Source organism: Natronosalvus amylolyticus, from assembly GCF_024298845.1.
GTDB classification, from domain to species: Archaea; Halobacteriota; Halobacteria; order Halobacteriales; family Natrialbaceae; genus Natronosalvus; species Natronosalvus amylolyticus.
Genome location: NZ_CP101156.1, coordinates 619,754 through 644,159, shown reverse-complemented (window position 1 = coordinate 644,159; position 24,406 = coordinate 619,754). Strand labels below are relative to the sequence as shown.

Here is a 24,406-nt window from a genome sequence, read left to right as displayed (position 1 = left end):
ACCCCCACGTTAAAAAATCACAGCTTTTTCACGTCGCCCTCGAGTGGTACGCCACCTCGAGCCGAAACGATTACCATTTCGAATCGATACAGTTGTCGTATGGCAACGTACGACATCGAACGCTATCTCAACATTCGGAGTGCGTATGGGGCATCTCTCGGTCCCGACGGTGACCGACTCTCGTTCTTGATGAATACGACGGGCACGCCGCAGGTCTGGACACTCGAAGGTGCACAGTCCTGGCCGGAACAGCGCACGTTCTACGACGAACGCGTGACGTTCGCGACCTGGTCGCCCGAGCGTCACGAACTGGCCTTTGGGATGGACGAAGGCGGGAACGAACGCGCCCAATTGTTCCGTCTCGATGCGGCTACGGGTGAAATAATGAACCTGACGGCACTGCCCGACGCGAAACACCGGTGGGGTGGCTGGAGTCACGATGGAGAGCGTTTCGCTTTCACCTCGAACCGACGCGATGAGTCCGTGTTCGACGTCTACGTCCAGGACCGTGACGCCGTCGGCGACGAGGCCGAACTCGTCCACGAGGGCGACGGCTGGCTCACGCTGAGTGGCTGGCATCCGGATGACACGCACCTGCTCGTCTCACAGGCGTACTCGAACTTCGACCAGGACCTCTACACGCTCGAGATCGAAACCGGTGATATTACCCATCTCACACCCCACGAGGGCGACGTTCGCTATCAGAGCGCCGCCTGGGCACCGGACGGTAACGGCGTCTATCTCGTCACCGACGACGGGGCCGACACCCTGTATCTGGCTTACCTCGACCTCGAGTCACGGGAGCTCACCGTCGTCGAGGATGGCGGCGAGTGGAACATCGACGGCATCGCCCTCGACGACGACACTGGCCGCTTCGTCTACTCACGGAACGTCGACGGGTACACGGAACTCTGCGTGGGTGAACTCACCGGAGACGATCCAACTGCGTTCGAGACGTTCCCAGCCCCATCACTCCCGGGAGGCATCTCCGGTGGCGTGTCCTTCGGTCCCGATGGGTCGACGTTTGCCTGCTCGACGACGGGCGATGCCGTCAACACCAACGTGTTCCTCGTGGACGTCGAAACCGGCGAGGCCCAACAGTGGACGCTCGCCCCGACGGCGGGTATCCCATCGGAAACCTTTCAGTCGTCCGAACTCGTCCACGTGGAGAGTTTCGACGGCCTCGAGGTCCCTGGCTTTCTGACCCTTCCCGACGATCAGCCATCCTCGACAGACGGCGGGCTTCCCGTCATCGTCGACATACACGGCGGTCCCGAAAGCCAGCGACGACCGTCGTTCTCCAGCATCAAACAGTACTTCCTGAATCGGGGCTACGCGTACTTCGAACCGAACGTGCGCGGTTCCTCCGGCTACGGGAGCGAGTACGCGAGCCTGGACGACGTGGAAAAGCGGATGGACTCCGTGCGAGACATCGCGGCCTGTGTCGCCTGGCTCGGCGATCACGACGCAATCGATCCCGACCGTATCGTCGCGATGGGCGGTTCTTACGGCGGCTTCATGGTCCTCGCCTCCCTGACCGAGTATCCCGACCTGTGGGCTGCCGGTATCGATATCGTCGGGATCGCCAACTTCGTGACGTTCCTCGAGAACACCGGCGACTGGCGACGCGAACTCAGAGAAGCCGAGTACGGCAACCTCGAGGACGACCGGGAGTTCCTCGAGTCAATCTCCCCGATCAACACCATCGAGGCGATCGAGGCGCCGTTGTTCGTCCTTCACGGGGAGAACGATCCGCGGGTTCCGGTCGGGGAAGCCGAACAAGTCGTCGAGGCGGCCCGTGAACAGGGTGTGCCGGTCCGCAAACTCATCTTCGAGGACGAAGGCCACGGGTTCTCGAAACTCGAGAACCGTATCGAAGCCTACAGCGAGATTGCGGCGTTCCTGGACGAATACGTCTAGTGGCTTCCCAAACCTGCAGCTGTGAGTGAAATCGAACCGCACTGCATGATCTCACTCACCGGTCGACGTTTGTGAAGGTACTGGAGCGGTTACTGGAACTTTGTAACGGTGATTGCCGTCACGATTTCCTCGAGCAGCGTTGAGACGCTTCGATATGCCGTATCAGACTCCCTCGAGCGCGTAATAGACTGTTCCCAGGAGCGCTCCGTAAACGGCGTGTCCGACCAGGCTCATCGGATTGATGTCTGGAACTGGTGGATTCATCGGCCCCATCGCACCCACCCATGCCGGCATCACGATCCACGCGAGCACGATCGTCAACACGATCCCGTAGGCGATTCCAGCACCGACCAGCTTTTGTGCGGAAGCTCCCTCGAGGCCACCGAAACCGACGATTGCGGCGAAGACGACGCCCAGAATCGCCGCGTGAGCCATGTGGATGACCCAGCCGAGGGCTCCGGCTGGGCCTTCGATCCCGTACATTACGGGGATTGCCATCTCCATGATATTGGTCATCATCATCGTCATCATCACCCCGAAGGCGATACCACCTACGATGCCGCCAACGAGGCCGGCTTTCCAGTTACCCGGGAGCGATTCGTCTTCGATTTCCGCCGATGTTGTCGTTTCTGTAGACATGCGGTTGGTATTCCATGCAAAGAGGATATTGTCCCTCGCCCGTTGTGTGTCACAGACTCACAACTGCCTGTGCCCTGAAACGAACACGCACCGTTTATCGCGCTCCCACCCTCTCTACCAGCTATGCGCCGACGACAGACGCTCGTGGGACTCGCGATTGCACTCGCGCTCGTCGGCTTGCTCGTGTACGGTGTCGGGTGGCAGGAGGTCCTGGCCCTCCTCAGTGAAGCAAAACCTCAGTACGTTGCGGGAGCCGTTCTCGCCGGTGGCGGAATCTTGCTCGTTCGTGGGCTCGTCCTCGAGCGGTTGCTCCGTCCCGTCGCAGGCGCTCCCCGAGGGGTGGCGTTCGCCGTGCCGTTCCTCGCTGGATACTTCGCCAGGAGCGTCCTCCCATGGGGTCGATCGACGGGAGCGCCCGTAATGGCCTTTCTCCTGGCGGCGAACAGCGACGCCGAACCAGAAGACACCCTGGCAGCGATTAGCCTCGCGGAGGTGTTTGCCTTTCTGGCCAGCATCATCATCGCTCTGGCTGGTGGCTTGCTCTACCTCGATATCGACCTTCTCCGAACCGAAGAAACGGCATCGACTGTCGTATACAGCCTGTCTGTCGGAATCCTGGCTGGATTGATCGTCGCCGGAACGGTCGTCGGATTGACTCGAGACGGATACGTCCGACGGCTGATGACTCGAGGGGCTCGTGGACTCGATTCCTTGCTCCACGGCCGACCCCGCGTTCGGACACCTGACCCGGTTTCTCGCCGCCTCGAGAATTTCCTTCGAACGCTCGGGACCGTGGGCGCGGCCAGACGAACACTCGTGGTTGCGTTCGCACTCGCGCTCTCGAGCTGGTTCATCAACGTGCTCCCGCTGTATTTCGCGTTTCTCGCACTCGGCATCGAGGGAGGATTCGTTCTCGCACTCCTCTGTGCACCGCTCGCATCGTTCGGTGGGATTCTCCCACTGCCCGGCGGAACAGGCGGAATCGAAACCGTCCTCGTCTCGTTGTTGGTTACCGTTGGTGGACTCTCCCTCGAGAGTGCAACGGCGAGTGCACTTCTCTTTCGCCTGAGCACCTACTGGTTGCACGTCACTGTCTGTGGTGCCGGCGCGTGGTATCTCTCGATTCGTGGCAAACGGACGATTACCGTGTGATCCCCACCGCTACGAGATGACACCGGTTTTTCGCGCGACTTCTCGAGCGGCGTGTTCGTCCATCCCATCACCCAGTATCGTGTACCGATCACGGATTTCGTGACAGGTCGTCAGCGCTTCGATGACCACCTCGTCGTCGATACCCAACTCGGCGGCCGTCGTCGGCGCGTCGATGCTCGAGAGTGCAGACCGAATCTCCGTCCAGAAGCCGCGCTCGCCGCCGTGGAGATAGGCGGTCATGATCGAGCCGACGCCGACCTGATGGCCGTGTAAGGCTGCGCCGGGGACCAATCGGTCCAGCTGGTGTGAAAACAGGTGCTCGGCACCGCTGGCCGGGCGCGAGGACCCTGCAATCGACATTGCCACGCCGGAGGAGACGAGCGCTTTCGTGACGATCCAGGCCGAATCCTCGAGCCCTGGGCGAATCATATCCGCGTTTCCGACCAGGATTTCGGCCGTCATCTCGGCCAGTGCAGCCGCGTACTCGGAGTACTGGACGTTTTTCAGCCGGTGAGCGAGTCGCCAGTCCATCACGGCCGTATAGTTCGAGATGATGTCGGCACACCCCGCAGTCGTCAACTCCCACGGGGCGTTCGCCAGAATCGTCGTATCGGCGACGACGGCAAGCGGCGGTTCGGCAGCCACGCTGTGGCGCGTGTTGCCGTCCGGAACCGAACCACGGTTGCTCACGATACCGTCGTGGCTCGCGGCCGTGGGGACGGAGAGAAAGCCAGCGTTGAGGTGGTCGGTTGCCATCTTCGCGATGTCGATCGCTTTCCCACCACCGACGCCGATGAGATAGGAGACGTCCTCGCGTTCGGCCGCCTCGAGTACGGCCTCGACCGCATCGAACGTCGCCTCTTCGATGGTAACTATAGCCGGGTCGATTCCGCGCTCCTCGAAGTCGGCCGCGATCGGTTCGGCAGCCAGCTTTCGCGGCGTTGGACTCGTCACCAGCAGCGGCCGGCCCTCGAGATGCAGATCGTCGACGACGTCGACGGTCTGTGAGAGGACTCCGTGGCCGACGACGACGTTTCGCGGCAGTCGGATCCACGTCGACTTTTCGAACATACTGGTCATCAGGTTACCGACATTATAAAAGGCGTTCCCTGTCCGACGGCTATCGACCCTCTGGCCGGGTGACGACAACAATCCCTATATCACTTCGAGCCAACCCCGGAGATATGACAGCTTCGCCGACTCCGTGGCGACTCGGGGTCGATGTTGGCGGCACGTTTACCGACGTGGTTACCGTTTCGGATGGTGCGATCGACGTCATCAAGACACCGTCATCGCCTCAGGACCCATCGCGTGCCGTTCTCCGCGGTACCGAAGAAGCGCAAGTGGAAACGACTGGTGACACCCCGTACGCAGCCCTCGAAACCGTTGCTCACGGGACGACTGTTGCCACGAACGCCGTTCTCGAGCGTGACTGGGCCGATACTGCCTTGATTACGACCGAGGGGTTCCGAGACGTCCTCGAGATCGGGCGACAGGCGCGACCCGCGATGTACGACCTGGCTACGAGCAAACCGGACCCGATCGTCGGCCGCGACCGGCGCTACGAAGTGTCCGAGCGACTGGACGAACGAGGCACCGTCGAGACACCGCTATCAATCGAAAGCGTCGAAGCCGTCGCGGAGGCGCTCGAAACCACCGACGTCGACAGCATCGCCATCGCACTCCTCTTTTCGTTCGAAAACGACGACCACGAACGACTGGTCAAAACCGTTCTCGAGCGATCAGGTATCGACGCCTCGTTTTCGCTTTCCTGTGACGTCCACCCCGAGATCAGAGAGTACGAACGCACGCTACTCACCGCACTAAACGCGGCCCTCAAGCCGCGGGTCGACTCCTATATCGGGAACCTCGAGAAGGGACTGGATTCGCTCGGTATCACTGCTCCATTGCAGATCATGCAATCGAACGGCGGCGTTCTCGAGGCCACGCAGGTACGCGAACAACCCGTTCGAACGCTGCTTTCGGGCCCAGCAGCGGGCGTGCAGGCGGCCGCGCACATTGCGGCGAGCCACGGCTTCGACACCGCTCTCACGATGGACATGGGTGGCACCTCCTGTGACGTCTCACTCGTTCGTGACGGGACGCCCGTTCGAGCGACCGATCTCGAGATCGGCGAGTATCCGATCGCGCTGCCGATGATCTCGATTCACACTATCGGCGCTGGCGGTGGCTCCGTCGGCTGGATCGACGACGGCGGCGCGCTTCGCGTCGGACCAGAGTCTGCAGGTGCGGTGCCCGGCCCCATCTGTTACGGACGTGGCGGGACCGACCCGACGGTCAGTGATGCCCACGCCATCCTCGGTCGCCTCGACCCCGACTCGTTCGAAACTGGCGAGCGGGACGTTACACAAGCGCACATCGAAGCTCAGGTTGCCGACAAACTGGCCGACCCCCTCGAGATGGAGGTCGAAGCCGCTGCGGCAGGCATACTCGAGGTCGCGAACGCATCGATGGAACGCGCGCTTCGCGTGATGAGCGTCGAACGGGGTTACGACCCGCGGTCGTTCGCCCTGGTCGCCTTCGGCGGTGCGGGTCCGCTCCATGCCACCGTGCTCGCCGAGTCACTCGAAATACCGACCGTCGTGGTCCCGCACAGTGCGGGCGTTCTCTCCGCACTCGGCCTACTCGTGACCGACAGAATCACCGAGCAAAGCGCTTCGATGGTCCGGCGACTTGAGGAAATCGAGCCGTCGGATCTCGACGCTCGCTTCGAGCGCTTCGAACGGGAAAGTCGCGAGAAACTGGGTACCGACGTCGATACGGAGCGCCTCACGTTCGAACGAGCGCTCGACCTTCGGTACGTCGGCCAGTCGTTCGATCTCACCATCGAGTTGCCCGACGACCCCCTCACGTCTGCGGTCCTCGAAACGGTTACCGATCGGTTTCACCGTACACACGAACGGCGCTACGGACACGCCGCTCCCGAGGAACCGCTCGAGATCGTCACGCTCCGAACCCGAACCCGTGAAGACGTCGACCCGCCGGCATTGACGGATCGAACGGGGGAATCGAGTGCGGCGGATGCAGTCACCGACGAGCGCTCCGTACTGTTCGAAGACACTAGCTACGAAACGCCCGTGTATGATCGAACCGCGCTCGCAGCGGACGTTACCGTGAGCGGTCCCGGTATCTTCGAGGGGGCGGGCAGTACGACCGTGTTACGGCCGGGGCAGAGGGCCCGTGTCGAGGACGACGGGACCCTCATCATCGAGGTGAACGAGTGATGGCTGACTCGAGTCAGAACGTCGACCCCGTGACGCTCGAGGTGGTTCGCAACGCGTCTCGAGCGCTCGCCGAGGAGATGAACGCGACGCTGGTTCGAACGAGTTACTCGCCGAACATCAAGGAACGACGTGATTGTTCCTGTGCCGTTTTCGATTCGAACGGCGAGATGTGCAGCCAGGCCGAGACCATGCCGGTGCACCTCGGCGCGATGCCGTTTTCGGTTCGTTCGGCGCTCGAGCGATTTCCACCGTCAACGCTCGAACCCGGTGACGCCATCCTCGTCAACGATCCGTTCCACGGCGGGGCTCACCTGCCGGACTTGACGCTCGTCACGCCGGTATTTCTCGACGCTGATGACGACGAAAAAGACCGTCCAATCGGGTTCACGGCGAATCGGGCCCACCACGCGGACGTCGGCGGGGCGAGAGCCGGGAGCGTCGCCGCCGATTCGACTGAAATCTACCAGGAGGGACTACGCCTCCCGCCTGTGAAACTGTACGAAGGCGGAACACTGGTCGAGGACGTTATGGAGATTATCCTCGCAAACGTCCGGACCCCCGACGAGCGCCGCGGCGATCTCCGCGCCCAGCAGGCCGCGAACGAAACCGGTCGAAACAGGATGCAAGCACTTGCGAAACGATACGGACTCGAGACGTTCGAAACCGCCGTGGCCGCAATACAGACGTATGCCGAACGGCGAATGCGTCACGAACTCGAGGCCCTGCCCGATGGGACCTACGAATTCGCCGACCGACTGGACGACGACGGGCAGGGGAACGAAAACGTAGCTATCGAGGCCACTGTCACTATCGACGGCGACACTGTTTCGGTCGATTTCTCGGGGTCTGCCCCACAGACACCCAGTGCGATCAACGCCGTCTTTGCCGTGACGGCTTCGGCCACGTACTACGCGATTCGGTGTCTAACAGACCCCGAAATTCCGCTTAACGCCGGTGCCTACCGCCCGATCGAAATTTCGGCGCCGGCAGGAACGGTCGTCAACGCCGAGCCTCCAGCAGCCGTCGTCGGCGGGAACCTCGAGGTCTCTCAACGTGTAACTGACGTCATCCTCGGCGCACTGGCACCGGTCGTCCCCGAACGAGCCGTCGCCGCTGGTCAGGGGACCATGAACAACGTCACCCTCGGCGGAACGGACCCCCGAGATGGGAGACCGTACACGTTCTACGAAACGCAGGCTGGCGGGTTCGGAGCCAGCGCAAGCGGCGACGGTATGGATGGCGTGCACGTCCACATGAGCAACACGCTCAACACGCCCGCAGAAGTCCTCCAGACCGTGTATCCACTCTCGGTCGAGCGATACGAATACCGGCCCGATACCGGTGGGGCGGGTACCCATCGCGGTGGCCTGGGACTCCGTCGCGACATCAAGGTTCGAGGCCACGAGGCGACCTGTAGCCTCATCGGCGAGCGACGGCGACACCATCCGTACGGCATCCAGGGTGGCCAACCTGGTTCTCGAGGAAGCGATCACCTGTTTCGGGATGGGGCTGAACGCGCTCTCGAGGCAAAGTCATCACTGACGCTGGAACCGGGCGACGTCCTCAGCATCCGCACGCCCGGAGGTGGTGGCTACGGAGATCCTGCTGAACGACCACGGTCGAAGATCGAACGCGATATCGAGCTCGAGAAGGTCAGCCTCGAGATGGCACGCGAGGCGTACGGCCACGAACTCGAGGACTCACGGCCTCAGAACGCTTCGAACCCCGAGTGAATAGCGAACTGGTGACCGGCCTCGAGCACTGCTACGATCTGTTGTCTTCTGTACCCGTGCGAGGTCAAACGAGAGACAGGGCTCACTGGCAATCGGTTACAACAATCCCTATGACGTGTTGGTCACACGACCGCTGCCCCGTCACAGGATCACTAGTCAGGACATGGCGGGCGCTTGCTTCGGTATCTGCTATCTTTCTGCGAGGAGAGAATCCCGCCGTTTACGGCGGGAGTGAATCCGGCCACTTCCACACAGTCCACCGCCGATGGCAGGCTGGATATTCAACGTCAATCCGAACCATTAAGTAGGTTTGTTTACATAGCCTATGTATGGCGATTCAGGTCACTCGTACCTACGTTGCTTCCATCAGGAATCAGCAACAGGTCAAGAGTGATTTGGATTCGCTCGGGTTCGCCGCCTCGAAACTCTGGAACATTGCACGCTGGACGTGCGACCGAATCTGGAGTGAAACAGGGACAATCCCCGAGGATGGACCGCTCAAAGCGTACCTAAAAAACCACGAACGCTACGCCGACCTCAATTCTCAGTCGAGTCAGCGAGTCATAGAAGAACTCGCTGAAGCGTTCAAAGGGTGGTACGCCAAGCGCCGAAACGGGGACGACCGCGCAAACCCACCGAAGTACCGAAAACACAACGGCGACCACCCACGCTCCACGGTCACGTTCAAAGAAGACGGTTTTAAACACGACTCGAAGAACAACCGGATTCGCCTCTCCAAAGGTCGAAATCTGAAAGAACACTGGTCGGACTTCATCCTCTGTGAAATCGAAACCCGACCAGACGTTGTTGTTGAGAATGTTCGCCAAGTTCGAGCCGTCTGGAATGGCGACGAATGGGAACTCCACCTCGTGTGCAAGCACGAAATTGAGGCCGACTCTCCCGGCAACGAAACCGCTGGTATCGACCTCGGCATCAAGAACTTCGCCGCCGTCTCGTACTCCACGGGCGACCACGAGTTGTATCCGGGGAACGCTCTCAAGACTGACGAACGGTACTTCGCCAAGGAGATAGCGAAGTGCAACTCATCTCGGTCGAACAAGGCACTCCGAATCCGCCGAAAGCGTTCCGAGCGTCGGTCGCACTACCTCCACGCCGTCACCAGACACATCGTCACAGAGTGCGTCGAACGAGGTGTCGGAACGATTGCTGTCGGCAACCTCGAAGGCGTCCGTGAAGACGACGAAACTGGCGAGGTTCGAAACTGGGGCGACCGTGGGAACGAAGGCTTGCACGGCTGGGCGTTCGACCGCTTCACGAACTTGCTCACGTACAAGGCGAAAGCCGAAGGCATTGCCGTAGTCATAGTGAGTGAACGAGATACGTCGAAGACGTGTTCGTGCTGTGGACAGAAGCGGAAGGCAAATCGTGTAGAACGCGGATTGTACGTTTGTCGTGGGTGTAACGCCGTGATGAATGCCGACTCGAATGGTGCAGAAAACATTCGGCGTCGGTTAGACCAAGCAGAAAAGGTAACTCTGAATCCCCGGTCTTCCGGGGATAGGAGTAGCGGGCGTGTGGCACGTCCTGCGGTCAACCTGTTCCGTCGTGGAGAACACGACCCGAGTAGTGGACAGGGGACGTTCGCTGAACAAGCGAGCATCTGCAAACCGTAAATATCCCAACGCGGTACGGGAAGCCCCGCCGTTCACCGCGGGGAGGATGTCACAAATATGCGGAAGGACTCGAGCGTCGAACTACAGCGTGTCGAGGATACCGAGCACCCGCTCTTCTCGCTCACGGCCGGGGTCGTGGTCGCTCCCGTCACGGTCACTCTCGCGATGTCCTTCGACGGTTCGGGCCATCGCCTCCTCGAGCGGCGTCGATTCCCAGCCGAGGGCGGCAAGTTTGGCGGTCGAAAGCACGTGTGGGTACTCCCGATAGAGGATGTAGTCCTCACTCGAGAGGCCACCGGCCTCGAGTTCTCGCGGGCCCGCGTGGACTACTTCGACTGCTGTGTCGGCAGCGTCTGCGATGAGGTTGATCATCTCCTCGAGGGTGACGAGTCGACGGTCACCCACGTTGTAGAACTCTCCAGGAGTACCACGCTCGGCGACGATTCGAAGGGCGCTGGCGACGTCTTCGACGTAGGCTCGGTGCCAGATGTTGGTGCCGTCACCGGGAACGACGAGGCGGTCGTGCTCGAGCACGCGGTCGATCCAGAAATCGAGTCGCTCGGTGTAATCGTAGGGGCCGTAGACGATACAGGGACGGACGGACATCGCGTTGACGCCCCGTTCGGCGGCTTCGACCACCGCACGGTCACCTTCCGCCTTTCGATTGCCGTACGTGTCGCCCGACTCGTCCGTTGCCTGTTCGCTCGTACACGGGCGCATCGGCGTTTCGTCTTCCCGCTTGGGGATTTCTTCGCGGCCGTAGGCGTCACCACTCGAGATGTAGACGTAGGCCTCGGCGTCTGCGAACACCTCGGTCGCGACGCGGACGTCACGCGGATAGTAAGCGACACAGTCGAAAACGGCGTCGGGGTCGACCGTCTCTGCGGCCGCCTCGAGTGCCGAATCGTTCGTCCGGTCGCCTTCGATAGCGTCGACCCGGTCTTCGTCGGCGAAGGGGTTGTCGTGGTTGCCACGGTTGAAAATCGTCACGTCGTACTCGTGCTCGAGGAGGTCCTCGACGAGATGGCGGCCGATGAAACGGGTTCCGCCGATAACGAATGCGCTTTGCATACCGGTTCCTTGGTGGTGGCCTGCAAAACGGTGACGAAATTCGGGGCGGTTGTTGGTTTAACTCCTAAAAATCTATCAAGACACTATTATATATGTATCAATAGCGGCCTGCTATAATGGATGAATGCACCTTCGGCCCGAGTCGGTAGCTTTTGGTCGATCCACTCGAGACCGAGCGTATGCAAATTGGAACCGCGACTGCAGAGCGTGGGGAACTCGAGCACGGGTATCTCGAGGTGACGGACTTGCCAACTGGCGGGAGCGAACGACTGCCAGTGACCATCGCGCGTGGCGAGCAATCGGGGCCGACGCTGTGGGTGACCGGTGGCGTCCACGGAAACGAATCGACGGGTATCGCCGCCGTGCAGGATGTACTCGGCTCGAGCGTCCCCGAGGGGCTTTCCGGAACGGTCGTCTGTATGCCAATGTGTAACCCGGCCGGGATTCGACGGACGAACCGACACTCGTACTATCACGACGACGACCCAAACCGGTTCTTTCCAGCGACCGATGCCGGCGACACCACCGGCCGTCGGGTGCAGGAACTGATCGACGAACGACTGTACGAGACGATCGTCGAGTCCGCCGACGCCTTGCTCGACCTGCACACCGCCCAGGTTGGGTCGGAACCGTTCGTCATTCGAGACCGCGTTCTCTACGGGGAGGCCCGCACGGAGTCTGAAGCAACGGCGCTCGCAGCGAGACTCGAGGCCCTGGCTCGAGCGACGGCCCTTCCGCTCGTGAACGAGTATCCCGCGACAGAGTACGCCGACCGCAACTTACACCGATCGAACGCCGGTGCGGTGTTGAACGAGGCAGGGATTCCCGCGCTGACGTTCGAACTCGGGAGCCACCACGCGATCGAAGACCCCTATCGAGCAGCGGGGGTAGCTGGCGTGTATCATGCGATGGTTCATCTCGAGATGCTCCCCGAGATGCCGGACATGAAAGGTGAGACACCGACACTCGAGTCGCCCGTGTCGTATCCAGTTCGTCGATTCGTGGGTCCACGGGCTTCCGTAGCTGGCTTCTGCCGGCCACGTGTGGAGACGGGGGTGCCGTTCGAGGCGGGTGACGTGCTCGCCGACGTCGTCTCCCCCCACGGGACGGTACGCGAGACGCTCGAGGCCCCGCACGACGGGTACGTCCTCGGCTGGCGTGCACCCACGACCTACGAAAACGATGCGGTGGCGAGCCTGGCAGTTCGAGACGAGGGCGACCTCGTCGCACCGCGATCCTAATCGAGAAACGACACGCTTAAACGACCGACCGGCCTCGATGCAAATGCGGGACCGTGGGGTAGTGGTATCCTCTGCGGATGGGGTCCGTAGGACTCGAGTTCGACTCTCGGCGGTCCCACTTCATTCACTCGTTACACTCGTTCATTCGTGAGACCGCCGTACATCGCAAACCCGTTGGGTTTGCTCAATCTCGGCGGTCCCATTTTCACTTCTCGCTCGCTACAGTCGCTTCGCTCCTTCGCTTGCTTCGTCGTGAAAATGGGAGCAGGGAGCAGCCTTGCTGCGACCGTGGTCCCACTTCATTCACTCGTTACATCCGAGTCAGCCCGCGAAATCACGAGTGTTTTGACTCGAGCGAACCGACGCCTAACCATGACTGTTGTCCTCGCAGGAATCGGTTCTGATACGACCAACGTTGGGGCGCTTGGGCCGATGTACGCGGATGGGACGTTCGAATACGTGCCCATCCCGGAAAAAACGCGAGCAACGATGGAGACGCAGACGCTTGGCACCTGGGCCTTTCGCTATCGCGACGACTGTGCGGCCTCGCTGACGAACCGGATTCACCCGCAACCCGTGCAAGACGGTGACGTCACCATATCGGGCGAGGAACTCGAGGATTGGCCACTGCACCACGACCCGAATTTCGACGCACTCACCTACGGCGAACATCGAACGAGCGGCTACGTATCACGACTTCGCACACTCGAGGCTGGGGACGTCGTCGGGTTCTATGCCGGGCTCCGTCGTGAGGACGACCCGGAGGCACGAGCCCATCGGTACCTGATCGGGTACATGACCGTGAACCGGGTCGACGTCGTGACGCCGGACCTGTCGGCCGACGACGTGACGGCGATTCTCGAGGCCCACCCCGAAAACGCACACACGAAACGGGCTGGGGACGGGGAACTCTATCTGTCCGACAAATCAGTCGTGCTGATCGACGGGCGGGAACCTGGCGGGCTCTTCGACGCCGACCCGATTCGTATGAGCGAGTACCGCGTGAAGCCGGGTAACGAACGAGCACAGTATTATTTGCGCGAGGAACTCCGCGACGACTGGGCTATCGAAGCCGGCGGGACGAATATGATGTACAAACCGGCGTACAGATGCGCGCTCGAGGGAGAATCGTTCGTCGAAAGCGTTGGTGTGCCCGGGCAGCGATAGTCGACGCCCCGACTGTCACAGAACACGGCAAAATTTACTGTTCCGACTCGAGCAAACACCCCGATTTGAGCGCGTGTGCCGCTGCACACCAGCGTGAAAATCGAGCCCTGAAAACTCCTCACAAGTTTTGCCTACATCTACGTTAAAACCCCATATTCGCCAGGTAGAGAGTCTGAAACCCGCAAACTTTTAGCTATCGAGTTCTCAGACTGAGACAGGAATGAAGCAAACAACTCGACGCTCGTTTCTAGCCGGCACAGCTGGGGCAACCCTGACTGCGGCCGCCGGCTGTCTCGGCAGCGACGATGCGGATGGCACAAGCTACGAAGTATGGGCACTCGATCAGGGGACCGACCAGATCTACATCTACGAACCGGACGGTGACGACGAATTCGAAGCAGTAGCCGAAATCGACGTCAACGAGGACGTCGACGAGTTCGGCCAGGTTCCACACATGGTCGACTTCAGCGCTGATTACGAGTACGCCGCCGTCGCCTGTACGGCCGGTGCCAAAACGCTGGTCTACCGAACCGAAGACCGAGAACTCGTGGCGAATCTCGATACCGGTGCCGGCTCACACTTCGCCGGGTTCACGCCCGACGACGAGTACATCCAGGTCGACGCCATCGGCGAGGGCGCAATCGTTCGTGTCGACGCCGACCTCGAGGACGAATCGTTCGACATCGTCGACGAAATCGTTATCGACGACGCACCCGCATTCGCCGACCGCGCCGAAGAGTTCCCAGCTGACGGCGACGGCGTCCGCGGTCGACCGATCTGTCACGATTACGCGAACGGACACTCCTATCACACGCTCGGTCCGTCCGTCGACTTCGCAGGTGTTGTGGTCGTCGACTACGATGCCTTCGAGATCGAACAGGTGTTCAGCCCGGGAGAGATTCGGTCGAACTGTGGCACGATGGCTAGCCCCGACGAGGAGACCTTCTACTTCACTGCAGGCGCGCCCAGCAACCACGAAGAGACGGGCGGCGTCGGTGAGTGGTACGCACTCGACACCGAGACGAACCTGCCGCTCGATCCCGAGACGAACGAGCCGGTCGATGACTTTTCAGCCGAAGACGTGGCTCGAGACACTGACGGCTACGACGCACACGGTTTCTGGTTCACTGCCGGTGGCGAGGAGCTCTGGATTCTCAACCGAGAGACCGACAACGGACTCGTCGTCGACCCGGAAACCAACGAGGTTATCGACGAGATCGAGGACTACGGTCCAGCACCGGACATCATGTGGGGATCGCCGGACGACGAGTACATGTTCGTCACCCTCCGCGGACCGGACCCGCTCTCCGGCGACCCACACGCTGCTGAGGGCGAAACGCCGGGGTTCTCCGTTCTGAGTGTCGAAGACCGCGAAATCGTCACAGTTATCGAACCCGACGAGGGCAACGAGGACAGCGACTTCCACGGGATCGGCGTTCGCGTCACGGAATAACGACCCTCTGTCCTTTTCGCGTCACAGAATAACGACTCACTGTTATTTTCACGTCGCTGCTTCCTCGAGTGCCAGCTTCGAATCTGCGAAAGTGTCGCGAAAACGCAGCGGTTTTGGAAAACACAGAGATTCGGGAAAAGAGAGTGGATCGAGAAAACGTCAATCTCGAGTCAGCCGCGGGTTCGTCACGGCACCGTTAGCTGCCGAATCGAAGTCCCGACAGTATTTGGCCAGTACGCCGCCGTCGTAGACTGGTTCGGGTTGTTCCCAGGCCTCACGTCGGGCCGTCAGTTCGTCGGCATCAACGTCCACCTCGAGCGTTCGCTCCGGAATGTCTACGGTGACGGTGTCGCCTTCCTCGAGCAATCCGATCGGACCGCCGACGAACGCTTCTGGAGCGACGTGACCGATCATCGGGCCGCGAGTGCCCCCGGAGAAGCGCCCGTCGGTGATCAGCGCGACGTCCTCTTCGTGGCCCGCTCCGACGACGGCGGCGGTGACGCCGAGCATTTCACGCATTCCGGGGCCGCCTTTTGGCCCCTCGTTGCGGATGACGATCACGTCGCCACTCTCGATGTGCCCTTCCTGGACGTAGGCCATGGCGTTCTCTTCGTCTTCGAAAATTCGGGCGGGTCCTTCGTGGTAGAAGGCATCGTCCCCGGTAACTTTGAGCACGGCTCCGTCGGGTGCCAGGTTCCCCTCGAGTATCTTGATGGCCCCTTCTTTCTCCTTGGGGTCGTCCACCGAATAGAGGAAGTCGGCCTCGAGGTCCTCGTCGTCGTGGAGTTCCCCACTGGCTTCGAGGTGGGCCAGTTCTTCGGCGATGGTTCGACCGGTGACGGTTTCGGCGTCGCCGTGGAACAGTCCTGCCTCGAGCAGACGGCGGATGACGACGGGAACGCCGCCCAGTTCGTGGAGATCGTTCATCACGCGGGTGCCACCGGGCTGCAGGTCAGCGATTTTCGGCGTTCGTTTCGAAATCTCGTCGAAGTCCTCGATCTCGAGGTCGACGTCGGCTTCGCGGGCGAGCGCGAGCAAGTGGAGGACGCCGTTGGTCGAACCGCCGATTGCCGTCTGGAGGGCGATCGCGTTCTCGAAGGATTTTCGGGAGAGGATATCGGATGGTCGGCGGTCTTCCTCGACGCACTCGAGGGCGAGTTCGCCAGCACGCCGGGCGACTTCGTAGCGACCTTCGTCTTCGGCTGGTGGTGAGGCGCTCCCCAGGGGGGCCATGCCGAGTGCCTCCGATATCGAGGCCATGGTGTTGGCCGTGAACATGCCGCCACAGGAACCGGCTCCGGGACAGGCGTGGCGCTCGAGGTCGTCGAGTTCGTCGGCGTCCATCTCGCCCGTGGCGTAGGAGCCAACGCCTTCGAACACCTGGACGATGGTAACGTCTCGGCCCTCGTGCTGGCCGGGCATGATCGAGCCACCGTAGAGAAATACGCTCGGGAGGTCGGTGCGGATGGCGGCCATCATCATCCCCGGGAGATTCTTGTCACAGCCAGCGACGGTAACCAGGCCGTCCATCCGTTCGCCAAAACTCACGAGTTCGACGCTGTCGGCGATCAGCTCTCGCGAGATCAACGACGCTTTCATTCCCTCGGTCCCCATCGAGATGGCGTCGGAGATGGTAATCGTCCCGAACTCGATCGGCATGCCGCCAGCGTCGTCGACACCCTCGAGGGCGGCATCAGCGACGTCATCCAGGTGCACGTTACAGGGAGTGATGTCGGCTGCGGGATTCGGTACGCCGATCATCGGCGAACCGAGGTCTTCGTCGTCAAAGCCCATGGCGCGGAACATCGCTCTGTGTGGCGCCCGTTCTGCACCCTCTGTCACGTCGCGACTCTGCAGTCGCTCGTCTTTCCCGTGGTCGAACACGTCGTCACTGCTCATGCTCGGACCTTGACTCGAGTATGCATAAGTCACCCCACTTTGTCAAGCGTTGCAGGTTCGTCAGTTGCTGATAGCCGTCGTTATCATCACGTGCCGGCCATCGCCCGCTTCGAAGTTAGATTACGACAGTATATCGTCACACCGTCCCCCATGAGTCGGCTTCGGTCAGCCCTGCGACAGACGCCCGTCAGACAGCTATCAATCCACTTTCACACTGATTTAATACACCGGTTGGTGGCATCGGTAGATATGAGCACGCAGGGGGACATCGTCTTTGAGATCGTCGACGAAATCGCTAAACGAGAAGGCAGTGATACGCGGACGCTCAGCCCACCACTTGCAAACGTTATCGATACTGATGCACTCGAAACACTCTGTGAGTCAACCACTGCAGAGACGGACGTTACAGTCTCGTTCACCTACCGATCATACAGAGTCGACGTTCAGTGTCCCGACACGGTCGAAATCAGTCCGCTCGAGTCGGGTCGTGAAGTAATATGCCAAGATAGATCGAACTGATCGCACAGACGATTCCGAGACCAAAGACCAGCGTAAATACGGAGTCGGTGGCAAACGCGGTCGTTTCGGTCGTCAGAAAGCCAAGAAACCCAACCGGTACCAGAACGAACGCCGCTGTTCGGAGAACCAGAGGCACTCGCTCGAGTAGCGTCGAACCCGTCTCATCGGGTGTGTCGCTGTCAGTTTCCGGATCCGAATTATCACGCATTCAGTGTCGAAGAAGGGAGCCAGAGCGGCCTAAACGTATCGACTGATAGTGTCCCCTGTAACTCTTTATCGGCGATTAGCGACCCGGTCACCAAGAGACGACAGTGGAACGCCATGTACGCTCGTGTGCCGATAGGTCAAAACACAGTGATTTTTGTGATCCACCGTCTCACGCTTTCGTATGGACGAACAACAACGTGTCGCCGACTTTCTCGAGCGACACGACCTGCACACTGACCCGGCATATCGAACCCTCGACCTCGTTTCGGAGGTTGGCGAAGTAACCAAGGAGATCAACGAGTCGACGGGGTATGGATCGGACCCCGGGGACGTTGCGGTCGCCCGTGACGAACTGGGAGACGTTTTCTTCGCTCTGCTCTCGCTCTGTGTGGAATTAAACGTCGACGCCTCGAGCGTCCTCGAAGAGTCACTCTCGAAGTACGAACGGCGCCTCGAGACGCAGGATACGCCGGGTTCTGCGGAGTCGAATCCGAAGCAGTGACCACCGAGTACCGACCAGTGAGGGTTCGATCGTATCGAAGGCTCGAGGTGTGACGGATCGGTATAAAGGACACCGCTAGCTGGGAATCAATGTTCGAGAACAGCAATCCGGCCATATTGGTCGATTTCTTCCATCTCAGCCCTTCTGAAGGACATTCACTTCGCCACCCATGCTACCCAAACCCATGGGTAATGGTTTCGAATCGAAACCGGTTGTGCCTGCCGCCTCGAGAAGTGCTTTTACCCGTGGTTGATTAGAAGCCGCCAGTTCTCGTGGACTCTCGCTTCCCGAACCCGTTTCGGCTCCTGATCCTCTGGATCGGCTACGCGCTGGCTCGAGCGGGGCTTATCGACCGGGAGCGCGCACGGCGGACGACCGATTTGGCGTGGCCTCGTATCGTCACCGGGATCGCACGCATGTCGAAAAGTGCGGTCGACGTCGCACTGGTCGGGATTGCACTTGGCTCGGCTGCTATCGCAGGGGTGGGATATGCAGGCCCGTTCTGGGGACTCGCCTTCTCGGTCGGCGGTGGCGTTGCAGGCGGCACGATTGCGCTGGTCTCACAACGGTACGGTGCCGAGGCCTACGAACAGCTCGGCCAGGCGGTTCGCTCGAGCGTTGTCCTCGTTATCGTCGCCTCAGCGCCGCTCGTGGCTACGTTCTGGTTCCATGCCGAATGGTTCATTTCACTGATTACGAACAACCCGGCCGTCATCGAGTTCGGTGCAGACTACTTACAAATCGTCGCCCTCGGCATTCCGTTTGCGGGGCTGAACCTGATCGGGAGCAGGGTCTTCGTCGGCATGGACGATGCCTGGACACCGATGGTCGTCCGTGCCGGCGGTGCCGTCATGAACATCGGGCTCAGCATCGTATTGATTTTCGGGCTCAACTACGGTGTCGTCGGGGCAGCTATGGGTACCGTCCTGTCGAACGTCGCGGTCACTGTCGTGTTCGCTATCGGCTTGGTTGCGGGTCGCCTGCCGGGGGCCAAAACCTTCCCCGTGACCGTCGATCCGTTCGGCACCTATTTCCACCGAGAGACGCTGACCGATCTCATTACCATCGGCCTGCCCGTCTTCGGGACCAACCTCGTCTGGACGGTTGCGGAACTACCGATGCTCTCCATCGTCGATATCTTCGGCGAGAACACGGCAGCAGCGTACGTGATCGCCCGTCGTATCTGGGGAATCATGAACACCCCTGGCTGGGGATTCAGCCTGGCCTCCTCGAGTCTCGTCGGTCAAGAACTCGGGACGGGTGACGAGCGGACGGCCGAACAGTACGGCCGGGAAATCATCCGATTCGCTGTCGCCGTCTATGCCGTCTCCGCGCTCCTCGTGTTCGTCTTCGCCGAACCCATCACGATGTTGTTCACAGACGATCCGAACGATCCGTCGGTACCGATCGCCGTCTCACTCGTGTATGCCGCCTGCCTGGCCGTCGTCCTTCGGGGCGTGTCCGGCGGCGCGGCTGGCCCGCTGAACGCCAGCGGCGACACCCGCTGGCCGTTTTACAGCCAGTTAGTTGGAATGTTCGGCTGCTCGATTCCGCTGGCCTATCTCGGTGCCCGTGGCCTCGAGGTCCCGACACTCGAGTGGACCGTTCCCCTGATCGACCTCACAATGACGGTGCCCGGGATCTCGATTCCGGCCCTTGGTCTCTGGGGGTTGTACCTGGCATTTATCGCCGAAACAGCCGTCCCAGCGGGCATCAACTACTATCGCTTTACCACTGGCAAGTGGAAGCAGATCAGCCGGTCGTATCGCCCGGATACGCCGACGGCGGACGATTGATAGCTGTTGGTTGTACACACTCGCTGTACCTTTGCGACCGAGATCGAGCAATCAACTGAGGACGGGTCACGGCGTTTCTCCGGCGGCAATACTTTCTTTCTGTTGAGTCGTGACCGCAAAGCAAATTTATCCGGGGGGAGTACCGTTGGGTAGATGACGTACGACTGCGTTCGGGAAACTGACTCTTTTGGACCCGATGGGTCGTTCGTCCCTCGAGTCAGGGGTGCACACCAAAAGAACTGTCGCATAACACAGCGGGTGAGGGGGCTGTGACGGACCATCACCCCACCGACAACGTCGATATCGACGTCCGCGTCGGAGACGCCGTCGACGCCTACCTGCAGCGAAAATCCGTCGGCAACCCCGACGGACCTGGTGCTGGCACGTACGCCGCTAACGCAGAATCGATTCTCCGACGATGGGTCGAGTGGCTCGAGCGCGAACACCAGACCGGATCACTGTTCGACCTACAGGAACCACACATGCGCGCTTACGCGGAGGAACTCGCCAGACGAACCGACAGTGGCGAGTATACGGCCTCGACTGCGGGGACGTACTTCGCCGTCGTTCGAGCGTTTCTCTCGTGGTGCGTTCGTGGCGGCATCCTCGAGTCCAATCCCGCGACCTCGTCCGACGTCGAATCGGCGTTACCGACGCCGGAACCCAAATCCGGGTCCGACAATTTCTGGACGCCGGCTCAGCGCGAGCGCCTCGAATCCTACGTCAGGGACCGGGCCGATGCCGCCGAGGACGCATCACGGGACGAGCGCCTCGCCAGACTCAGAGAGCACGCGATGGTTGTGGTGTTAGCTCACTCGGGCGTTCGCGGGTCGGAGCTGTTTCGAGTGCCCGAAGACGACCGTCGGACCGGTGCCACCTGGGAGGACGTCGACTTCTACTCGGGCACCATCCGCGTGCTGGGCAAATCCCAACGACTCGAGGACGTTCCCCTTCCGGCAGCGGCACGGAAACCGCTGCGTCGCTATCGGGTCGTCCAGGACCCGCCGACTAACGAGTGGCCGTTGTTTCCGACTCGACACGCCCCGTCGGTTGCCAAACGTGTCCGGACCGTCCTCGGCGAGCGCGGATTTAGCGAGGACGAGATCGAAGCGCTGTCCAATGCACATACCGCCGCGGAACTCTCTCGGCGGTATGCGATTGCCCCACCGGCAATCACGACCGAAGGCGCACGGTCGATTCTCAAACGATTGTGTGACGCTGCGGAGATCGACGTCGGTGGTGACTATTTGACGCCTCGTGGGGCGCGTCCCGGCCTGGGTGAACGGACCTACCCGACCGAGCAGGCAACAGCCGAAACCGCCCTTCGCGAGCAACCCCTCGAGCAATCAATCGCCGTGATCGAAGACCTTTCGTCGCTTGACGCATCGGACGCGAACAGTTCCGATACGGACACCTAGTTCCCTCCAAACGTCGATCCCTGGTCGAAACTGGATAACGGTTACCAGTGCAGACTGTGGAAGCCACTTCTATAGTAGCCAGTGAAACGATTGACACACCTACCGCGACGTCCGCTTGCGAGAGGGTGTGCACTGACTGTCACTGGCTACTATATTTGTACTCGAGTACACCCCTGAATCGGAGACGACGAACTCCCACGACGTCAGACGGAAATCATCACACGGCTGTGAAGTGCCTCGGGGGTCAAGCCCCGCGGCGTTCGCCTTGTAATTCTGTAAAGACGCAAAAATCGATGGAGTACCGGTCAGCGACCACCCCGGACCGAACGTCCACCGCCACGACGAAACCTATCAGTCGTCCATCGCTGTGATATCTATCAGTCGTCCATCGCCGTGATATCGGGCTGTGTCGGCTGTGTGGAGGGCGACGGTTCCCCTTCTGGCGGCGCTTTCGTTTGCGTTCGCTCGAGTGCCGAATACGTCCGGGCACCACCTTGGGCACAGAGGAGCTCCGTAACGTACGCGGTGACGTCGATTTTCTCCTCGAACAGGCGTTCACGACGGCTCCGCCAGCGTTCGGGTGTTCGGTCGTCGGCGACGATTTCGCGAACCAGTTCGATCCCCTCGGTTTCGTCGGCCGTCGACCGTAGCAGGTCGTAGGTCTCCTCGAGTTCGATGAAGTTGGTCATGTCTGTCCCTCGTGCGGCGAAGGACTGGATGCGAACGGTCGGCGTACCCAGCAAGGCCGCCTCAGTTGCCATCGTCGCCGAGTCACCAGCATAGCAGTCAGCGTAATACAAGAGGTCGTGGATGTGCGTCGGGGAAACCGGTAACGCGTATTGCTCGAGGTCCTCGGGCAGGGGGTCCGTGCTCGTTATGTAGACGGTACCGTGTTCGGCCAGTACCGACACCAGCGTTCGCTTGCCCTCGAGTGAGAGGCCTGCTTCACCGACGTCGTGTAAAGCGTCCCACTTCCGAAACCGGAGTACGAAATACCGTTCGTCGGGGTCGACGCCGGCTGCTCGTAACCGCTCGGGGTCGGGTTCGAAATACGCCGGATCGAGATAGGCCAGCTCGTGGAACCCATCGTATCTGACGTGATTGGAGCCGTACTCGACATCGTGATTTCGAGGGGTCGCGACCACGTGGGCAAACGGGGTCGTCACTCGATGTGAACTGGTGCCTTCGTTGTCGATGAACACCACGCTTCGGGCGCCGACCAGTGGTGCGACGTGGGAGACCGCCACGCCACCGATAGCGGTCATGACGTCCGGGTTGATTCGGCGAGTTCGCTCGAGTAAACGGAGTTCGTAGCACAGTTGCACCTGCACGAGTTCCGAAAGGGAGTTTTGTGGGCCAGCCAGCACCTCGTGTGGGATCCCGTAGGCGTTGAGTAAGGGGATTGCAAGGTCGTTCTCGCGGGCGAAGACGTACACGTCGTGCCCGCGGGCCTCGAGTTCGTCGATGACGTACTTGTAGAAGTGGACGTGTGCTGGGTGCTGGATAGTGACGACGACTTTCATCGGACCCTCACCACGCTGCCGTCGTTATACTCACGGTCGTACACCATCGCAACGGCGAGACAGATCGACGCTAGAAACCCATACAACACGCTATTGGATCGCCCGCTCTCGTCGTCGGTGCGTCGAGCAATGGCCCGGGTGACGCCTGCCGTGGCGAGCAGCCACCCGACGATACCGAGTCCGTACAGACAGACCATCGGATGGAACTCCCGGACCACGTAGCGACGGCGCAACCGTCGGAAGAACCCGAACAGTAACAGGGAGGACAACCGTGGGACGAACGTTCGATACTCGATGTGGCTGTGTTCGTCGCCGTACACTGCTGGCATCGAGACGTCGGCAATGTGGTAGCCTGCGGTGTTGAGTTCGACGAGCAAGTCGTTTGCAAACCCGTACTCCTCGTACAGCCCCTCGAGATCGACCGTCTCCAAAACCGAGGTCGACAGTGCCGTATAGCCGTTCTGTGGATCCATCATCTCCCAGTAGCCGCTGGCGATTTTCGTCAAGATTGTCAACAGGACGTTGCCAAAGAGCCGCCAGCTCGACATCGAGGCGTGTTCCTCACTTCGGCCGAGTCGATTGCCTTTGGCATATGCGGCTTCCCCGTCGACGATGGGGTCCAGGAGTCGGTGTAACTGTTCGGGGTCCATCTGCCCGTCCCCGGCCATCACTGCAACGATGTCGATCTCGTCCTCGAGTGCGTGTTCGTATCCCGTCTTGATTGCACCACCGACCCCGCGATTGACTTCGTGTCGTATCGGGATGATGCGTGGAACAGTCGTGGTTTCCACAGTGTCAGCTTCGGTCGACGCTTCGGGTGTCGGTTCAGCGGCGGACTCGGTCGAAGCCATCTCGGTGGCGGACTCACCAGTGTTCACAGCAGCTGACGATCCCTGGGCCGACGTCGAATCAGTGGCCACATCTTTCGTGCCCGAATCGTCCTCTGTCACCTCAGAGACCGTCTTACTCGATGGGGGCCGCTCACCTGCCCCGTCTCGCTCGTCCGAGGAAACCGTTGTCGCCGACCCACCATCGGTTACGGCACCCGTAACTGGTGATTCTGCCGGACGATTTGTCGTTGTCGCTCCGTCGATAGGGTCATCCATCTCCTGGTCGACAACCGACAAAATCTCTCGCCAGGTTCCATCCGTCGAGCGGTCGTCGACCACGTAGACGCGGTCGACGAAATCGGGCATCGTCTCGAGTACCTCCCCGACGAATCCGGCCTCGTTGTACGCTGGAACCACCACCCCCACAGTGTGTTCTCGGTACACGACGGTCACCCCC

19 protein-coding genes and 1 tRNA gene are annotated in these 24,406 nt (G+C 60.8%); 13 read left to right on the top strand and 7 right to left on the bottom strand.

All coding sequences use genetic code 11. The annotated features are described in order from the left end of the window. The first annotated feature begins 99 nt into the window (after positions 1–99). Positions 100–1,920: a S9 family peptidase gene (locus NLK60_RS03060; RefSeq protein WP_254809428.1), complete on the top strand. Its 1,821-nt coding sequence runs from the start codon at positions 100–102 to the stop codon at positions 1,918–1,920. A 162-nt stretch (positions 1,921–2,082) separates the two neighbouring features. Here the strand turns inward: NLK60_RS03060 and NLK60_RS03055 are convergent, their stop codons facing one another. Further along, a complete protein-coding gene (locus NLK60_RS03055) occupies positions 2,083–2,559 on the bottom strand; it encodes a histidine kinase (RefSeq protein WP_254809427.1) in 477 nt (158 codons plus the stop codon). A 123-nt stretch (positions 2,560–2,682) separates the two neighbouring features. Between NLK60_RS03055 and NLK60_RS03050 the strand changes: the two genes are divergently transcribed. After that, positions 2,683–3,711 (top strand): lysylphosphatidylglycerol synthase transmembrane domain-containing protein, encoded by a 1,029-nt coding sequence (locus tag NLK60_RS03050; protein WP_254809426.1) that lies wholly within the window; start codon positions 2,683–2,685, stop codon positions 3,709–3,711. Between the two features lie 9 nt (positions 3,712–3,720). Here NLK60_RS03050 and NLK60_RS03045 read toward each other — a convergent pair whose 3' ends face one another. After that, on the bottom strand, positions 3,721–4,782 hold the full coding sequence (locus tag NLK60_RS03045; RefSeq protein WP_254809425.1) for an NAD(P)-dependent glycerol-1-phosphate dehydrogenase: 1,062 nt from the start codon (positions 4,780–4,782) through the stop codon (positions 3,721–3,723). A gap of 113 nt (positions 4,783–4,895) precedes the next feature. On the opposite strand from NLK60_RS03045, the gene NLK60_RS03040 reads away from it, so the two are divergent. The 3 genes from NLK60_RS03040 to NLK60_RS03030 all read left to right on the top strand — a co-directional run bounded on the left by NLK60_RS03040 (position 4,896) and on the right by NLK60_RS03030 (position 10,323). Continuing rightward, on the top strand, positions 4,896–6,956 hold the full coding sequence (locus NLK60_RS03040) for a hydantoinase/oxoprolinase family protein (RefSeq protein ID WP_254809424.1): 2,061 nt from the start codon (positions 4,896–4,898) through the stop codon (positions 6,954–6,956). Next, a complete protein-coding gene (locus NLK60_RS03035; RefSeq protein WP_254809423.1) occupies positions 6,956–8,689 on the top strand; it encodes a hydantoinase B/oxoprolinase family protein in 1,734 nt (577 codons plus the stop codon). Before NLK60_RS03040 ends, NLK60_RS03035 begins: the two co-directional genes overlap by 1 nt. Positions 8,690–9,018: 329 nt before the next feature. Beyond that, on the top strand, positions 9,019–10,323 hold the full coding sequence (locus NLK60_RS03030) for an RNA-guided endonuclease InsQ/TnpB family protein (protein WP_254808329.1): 1,305 nt from the start codon (positions 9,019–9,021) through the stop codon (positions 10,321–10,323). 81 nt (positions 10,324–10,404) lie between these two features. Here NLK60_RS03030 and NLK60_RS03025 read toward each other — a convergent pair whose 3' ends face one another. Further along, positions 10,405–11,394, bottom strand: a complete 990-nt coding sequence (locus tag NLK60_RS03025) for an NAD-dependent epimerase/dehydratase family protein (protein ID WP_254809422.1) — start codon at positions 11,392–11,394, stop codon at positions 10,405–10,407. A 179-nt stretch (positions 11,395–11,573) separates the two neighbouring features. Here NLK60_RS03025 and NLK60_RS03020 point away from each other — a divergent pair, with 179 nt between their 5' ends. From NLK60_RS03020 to NLK60_RS03005, 4 genes are all read left to right on the top strand, one after another. Then, positions 11,574–12,635 carry a succinylglutamate desuccinylase/aspartoacylase family protein gene (locus NLK60_RS03020; RefSeq protein WP_254809421.1) on the top strand — a complete coding sequence of 354 codons (1,062 nt, stop codon included), beginning with the start codon at positions 11,574–11,576 and terminating at the stop codon, positions 12,633–12,635. A 47-nt stretch (positions 12,636–12,682) separates the two neighbouring features. After that, positions 12,683–12,753: transfer RNA gene (locus NLK60_RS03015), tRNA-Pro, on the top strand. A 254-nt stretch (positions 12,754–13,007) separates the two neighbouring features. Beyond that, on the top strand, positions 13,008–13,802 hold the full coding sequence (locus tag NLK60_RS03010) for an Nmad3 family putative nucleotide modification protein (RefSeq protein WP_254809420.1): 795 nt from the start codon (positions 13,008–13,010) through the stop codon (positions 13,800–13,802). Positions 13,803–14,022: 220 nt separating this feature from the next. Further along, entirely contained in the window at positions 14,023–15,255 is a 1,233-nt protein-coding gene (locus tag NLK60_RS03005; RefSeq protein WP_254809419.1) for a YncE family protein, read from the top strand. 159 nt (positions 15,256–15,414) lie between these two features. On the opposite strand, the gene ilvD is transcribed toward NLK60_RS03005, so the two are convergent. After that, positions 15,415–17,154 carry a dihydroxy-acid dehydratase gene (gene ilvD / locus NLK60_RS03000; RefSeq protein WP_254809418.1) on the bottom strand — a complete coding sequence of 580 codons (1,740 nt, stop codon included), beginning with the start codon at positions 17,152–17,154 and terminating at the stop codon, positions 15,415–15,417. Positions 17,155–17,304: 150 nt separating this feature from the next. Here ilvD and NLK60_RS02995 point away from each other — a divergent pair, with 150 nt between their 5' ends. Beyond that, positions 17,305–17,673: a HalOD1 output domain-containing protein gene (locus NLK60_RS02995; RefSeq protein ID WP_311136940.1), complete on the top strand. Its 369-nt coding sequence runs from the start codon at positions 17,305–17,307 to the stop codon at positions 17,671–17,673. Here NLK60_RS02995 and NLK60_RS02990 read toward each other — a convergent pair. After that, positions 17,621–17,881, bottom strand: coding sequence for a hypothetical protein (locus NLK60_RS02990; protein ID WP_254809416.1), 261 nt, complete (start codon positions 17,879–17,881; stop codon positions 17,621–17,623). The two genes, NLK60_RS02995 and NLK60_RS02990, sit on opposite strands and share 53 nt — an antisense overlap. A gap of 180 nt (positions 17,882–18,061) precedes the next feature. Here NLK60_RS02990 and NLK60_RS02985 point away from each other — a divergent pair, with 180 nt between their 5' ends. The 3 genes from NLK60_RS02985 to NLK60_RS02975 all read left to right on the top strand — a co-directional run bounded on the left by NLK60_RS02985 (position 18,062) and on the right by NLK60_RS02975 (position 21,596). After that, on the top strand, positions 18,062–18,382 hold the full coding sequence (locus NLK60_RS02985; RefSeq protein ID WP_254809415.1) for a MazG-like family protein: 321 nt from the start codon (positions 18,062–18,064) through the stop codon (positions 18,380–18,382). Positions 18,383–18,654: 272 nt separating this feature from the next. After that, positions 18,655–20,178, top strand: coding sequence for an MATE family efflux transporter (locus tag NLK60_RS02980; protein WP_254809414.1), 1,524 nt, complete (start codon positions 18,655–18,657; stop codon positions 20,176–20,178). 269 nt (positions 20,179–20,447) lie between these two features. Then, the gene (locus tag NLK60_RS02975; protein ID WP_254809413.1) at positions 20,448–21,596 is read left to right on the top strand and encodes a tyrosine-type recombinase/integrase; all 1,149 of its coding nucleotides are present in this window, start codon (positions 20,448–20,450) and stop codon (positions 21,594–21,596) included. A gap of 377 nt (positions 21,597–21,973) precedes the next feature. Here the strand turns inward: NLK60_RS02975 and NLK60_RS02970 are convergent, their stop codons facing one another. Together NLK60_RS02970 and NLK60_RS02965 are read right to left on the bottom strand one after the other, a co-directional pair. After that, positions 21,974–23,119 (bottom strand): DUF354 domain-containing protein, encoded by a 1,146-nt coding sequence (locus tag NLK60_RS02970; protein WP_254809412.1) that lies wholly within the window; start codon positions 23,117–23,119, stop codon positions 21,974–21,976. Beyond that, on the bottom strand, positions 23,116–24,375 hold the full coding sequence (locus NLK60_RS02965) for a glycosyltransferase family 2 protein (RefSeq protein ID WP_425499062.1): 1,260 nt from the start codon (positions 24,373–24,375) through the stop codon (positions 23,116–23,118). Before NLK60_RS02965 ends, NLK60_RS02970 begins: the two co-directional genes overlap by 4 nt. Positions 24,376–24,406 lie beyond the last annotated feature (31 nt).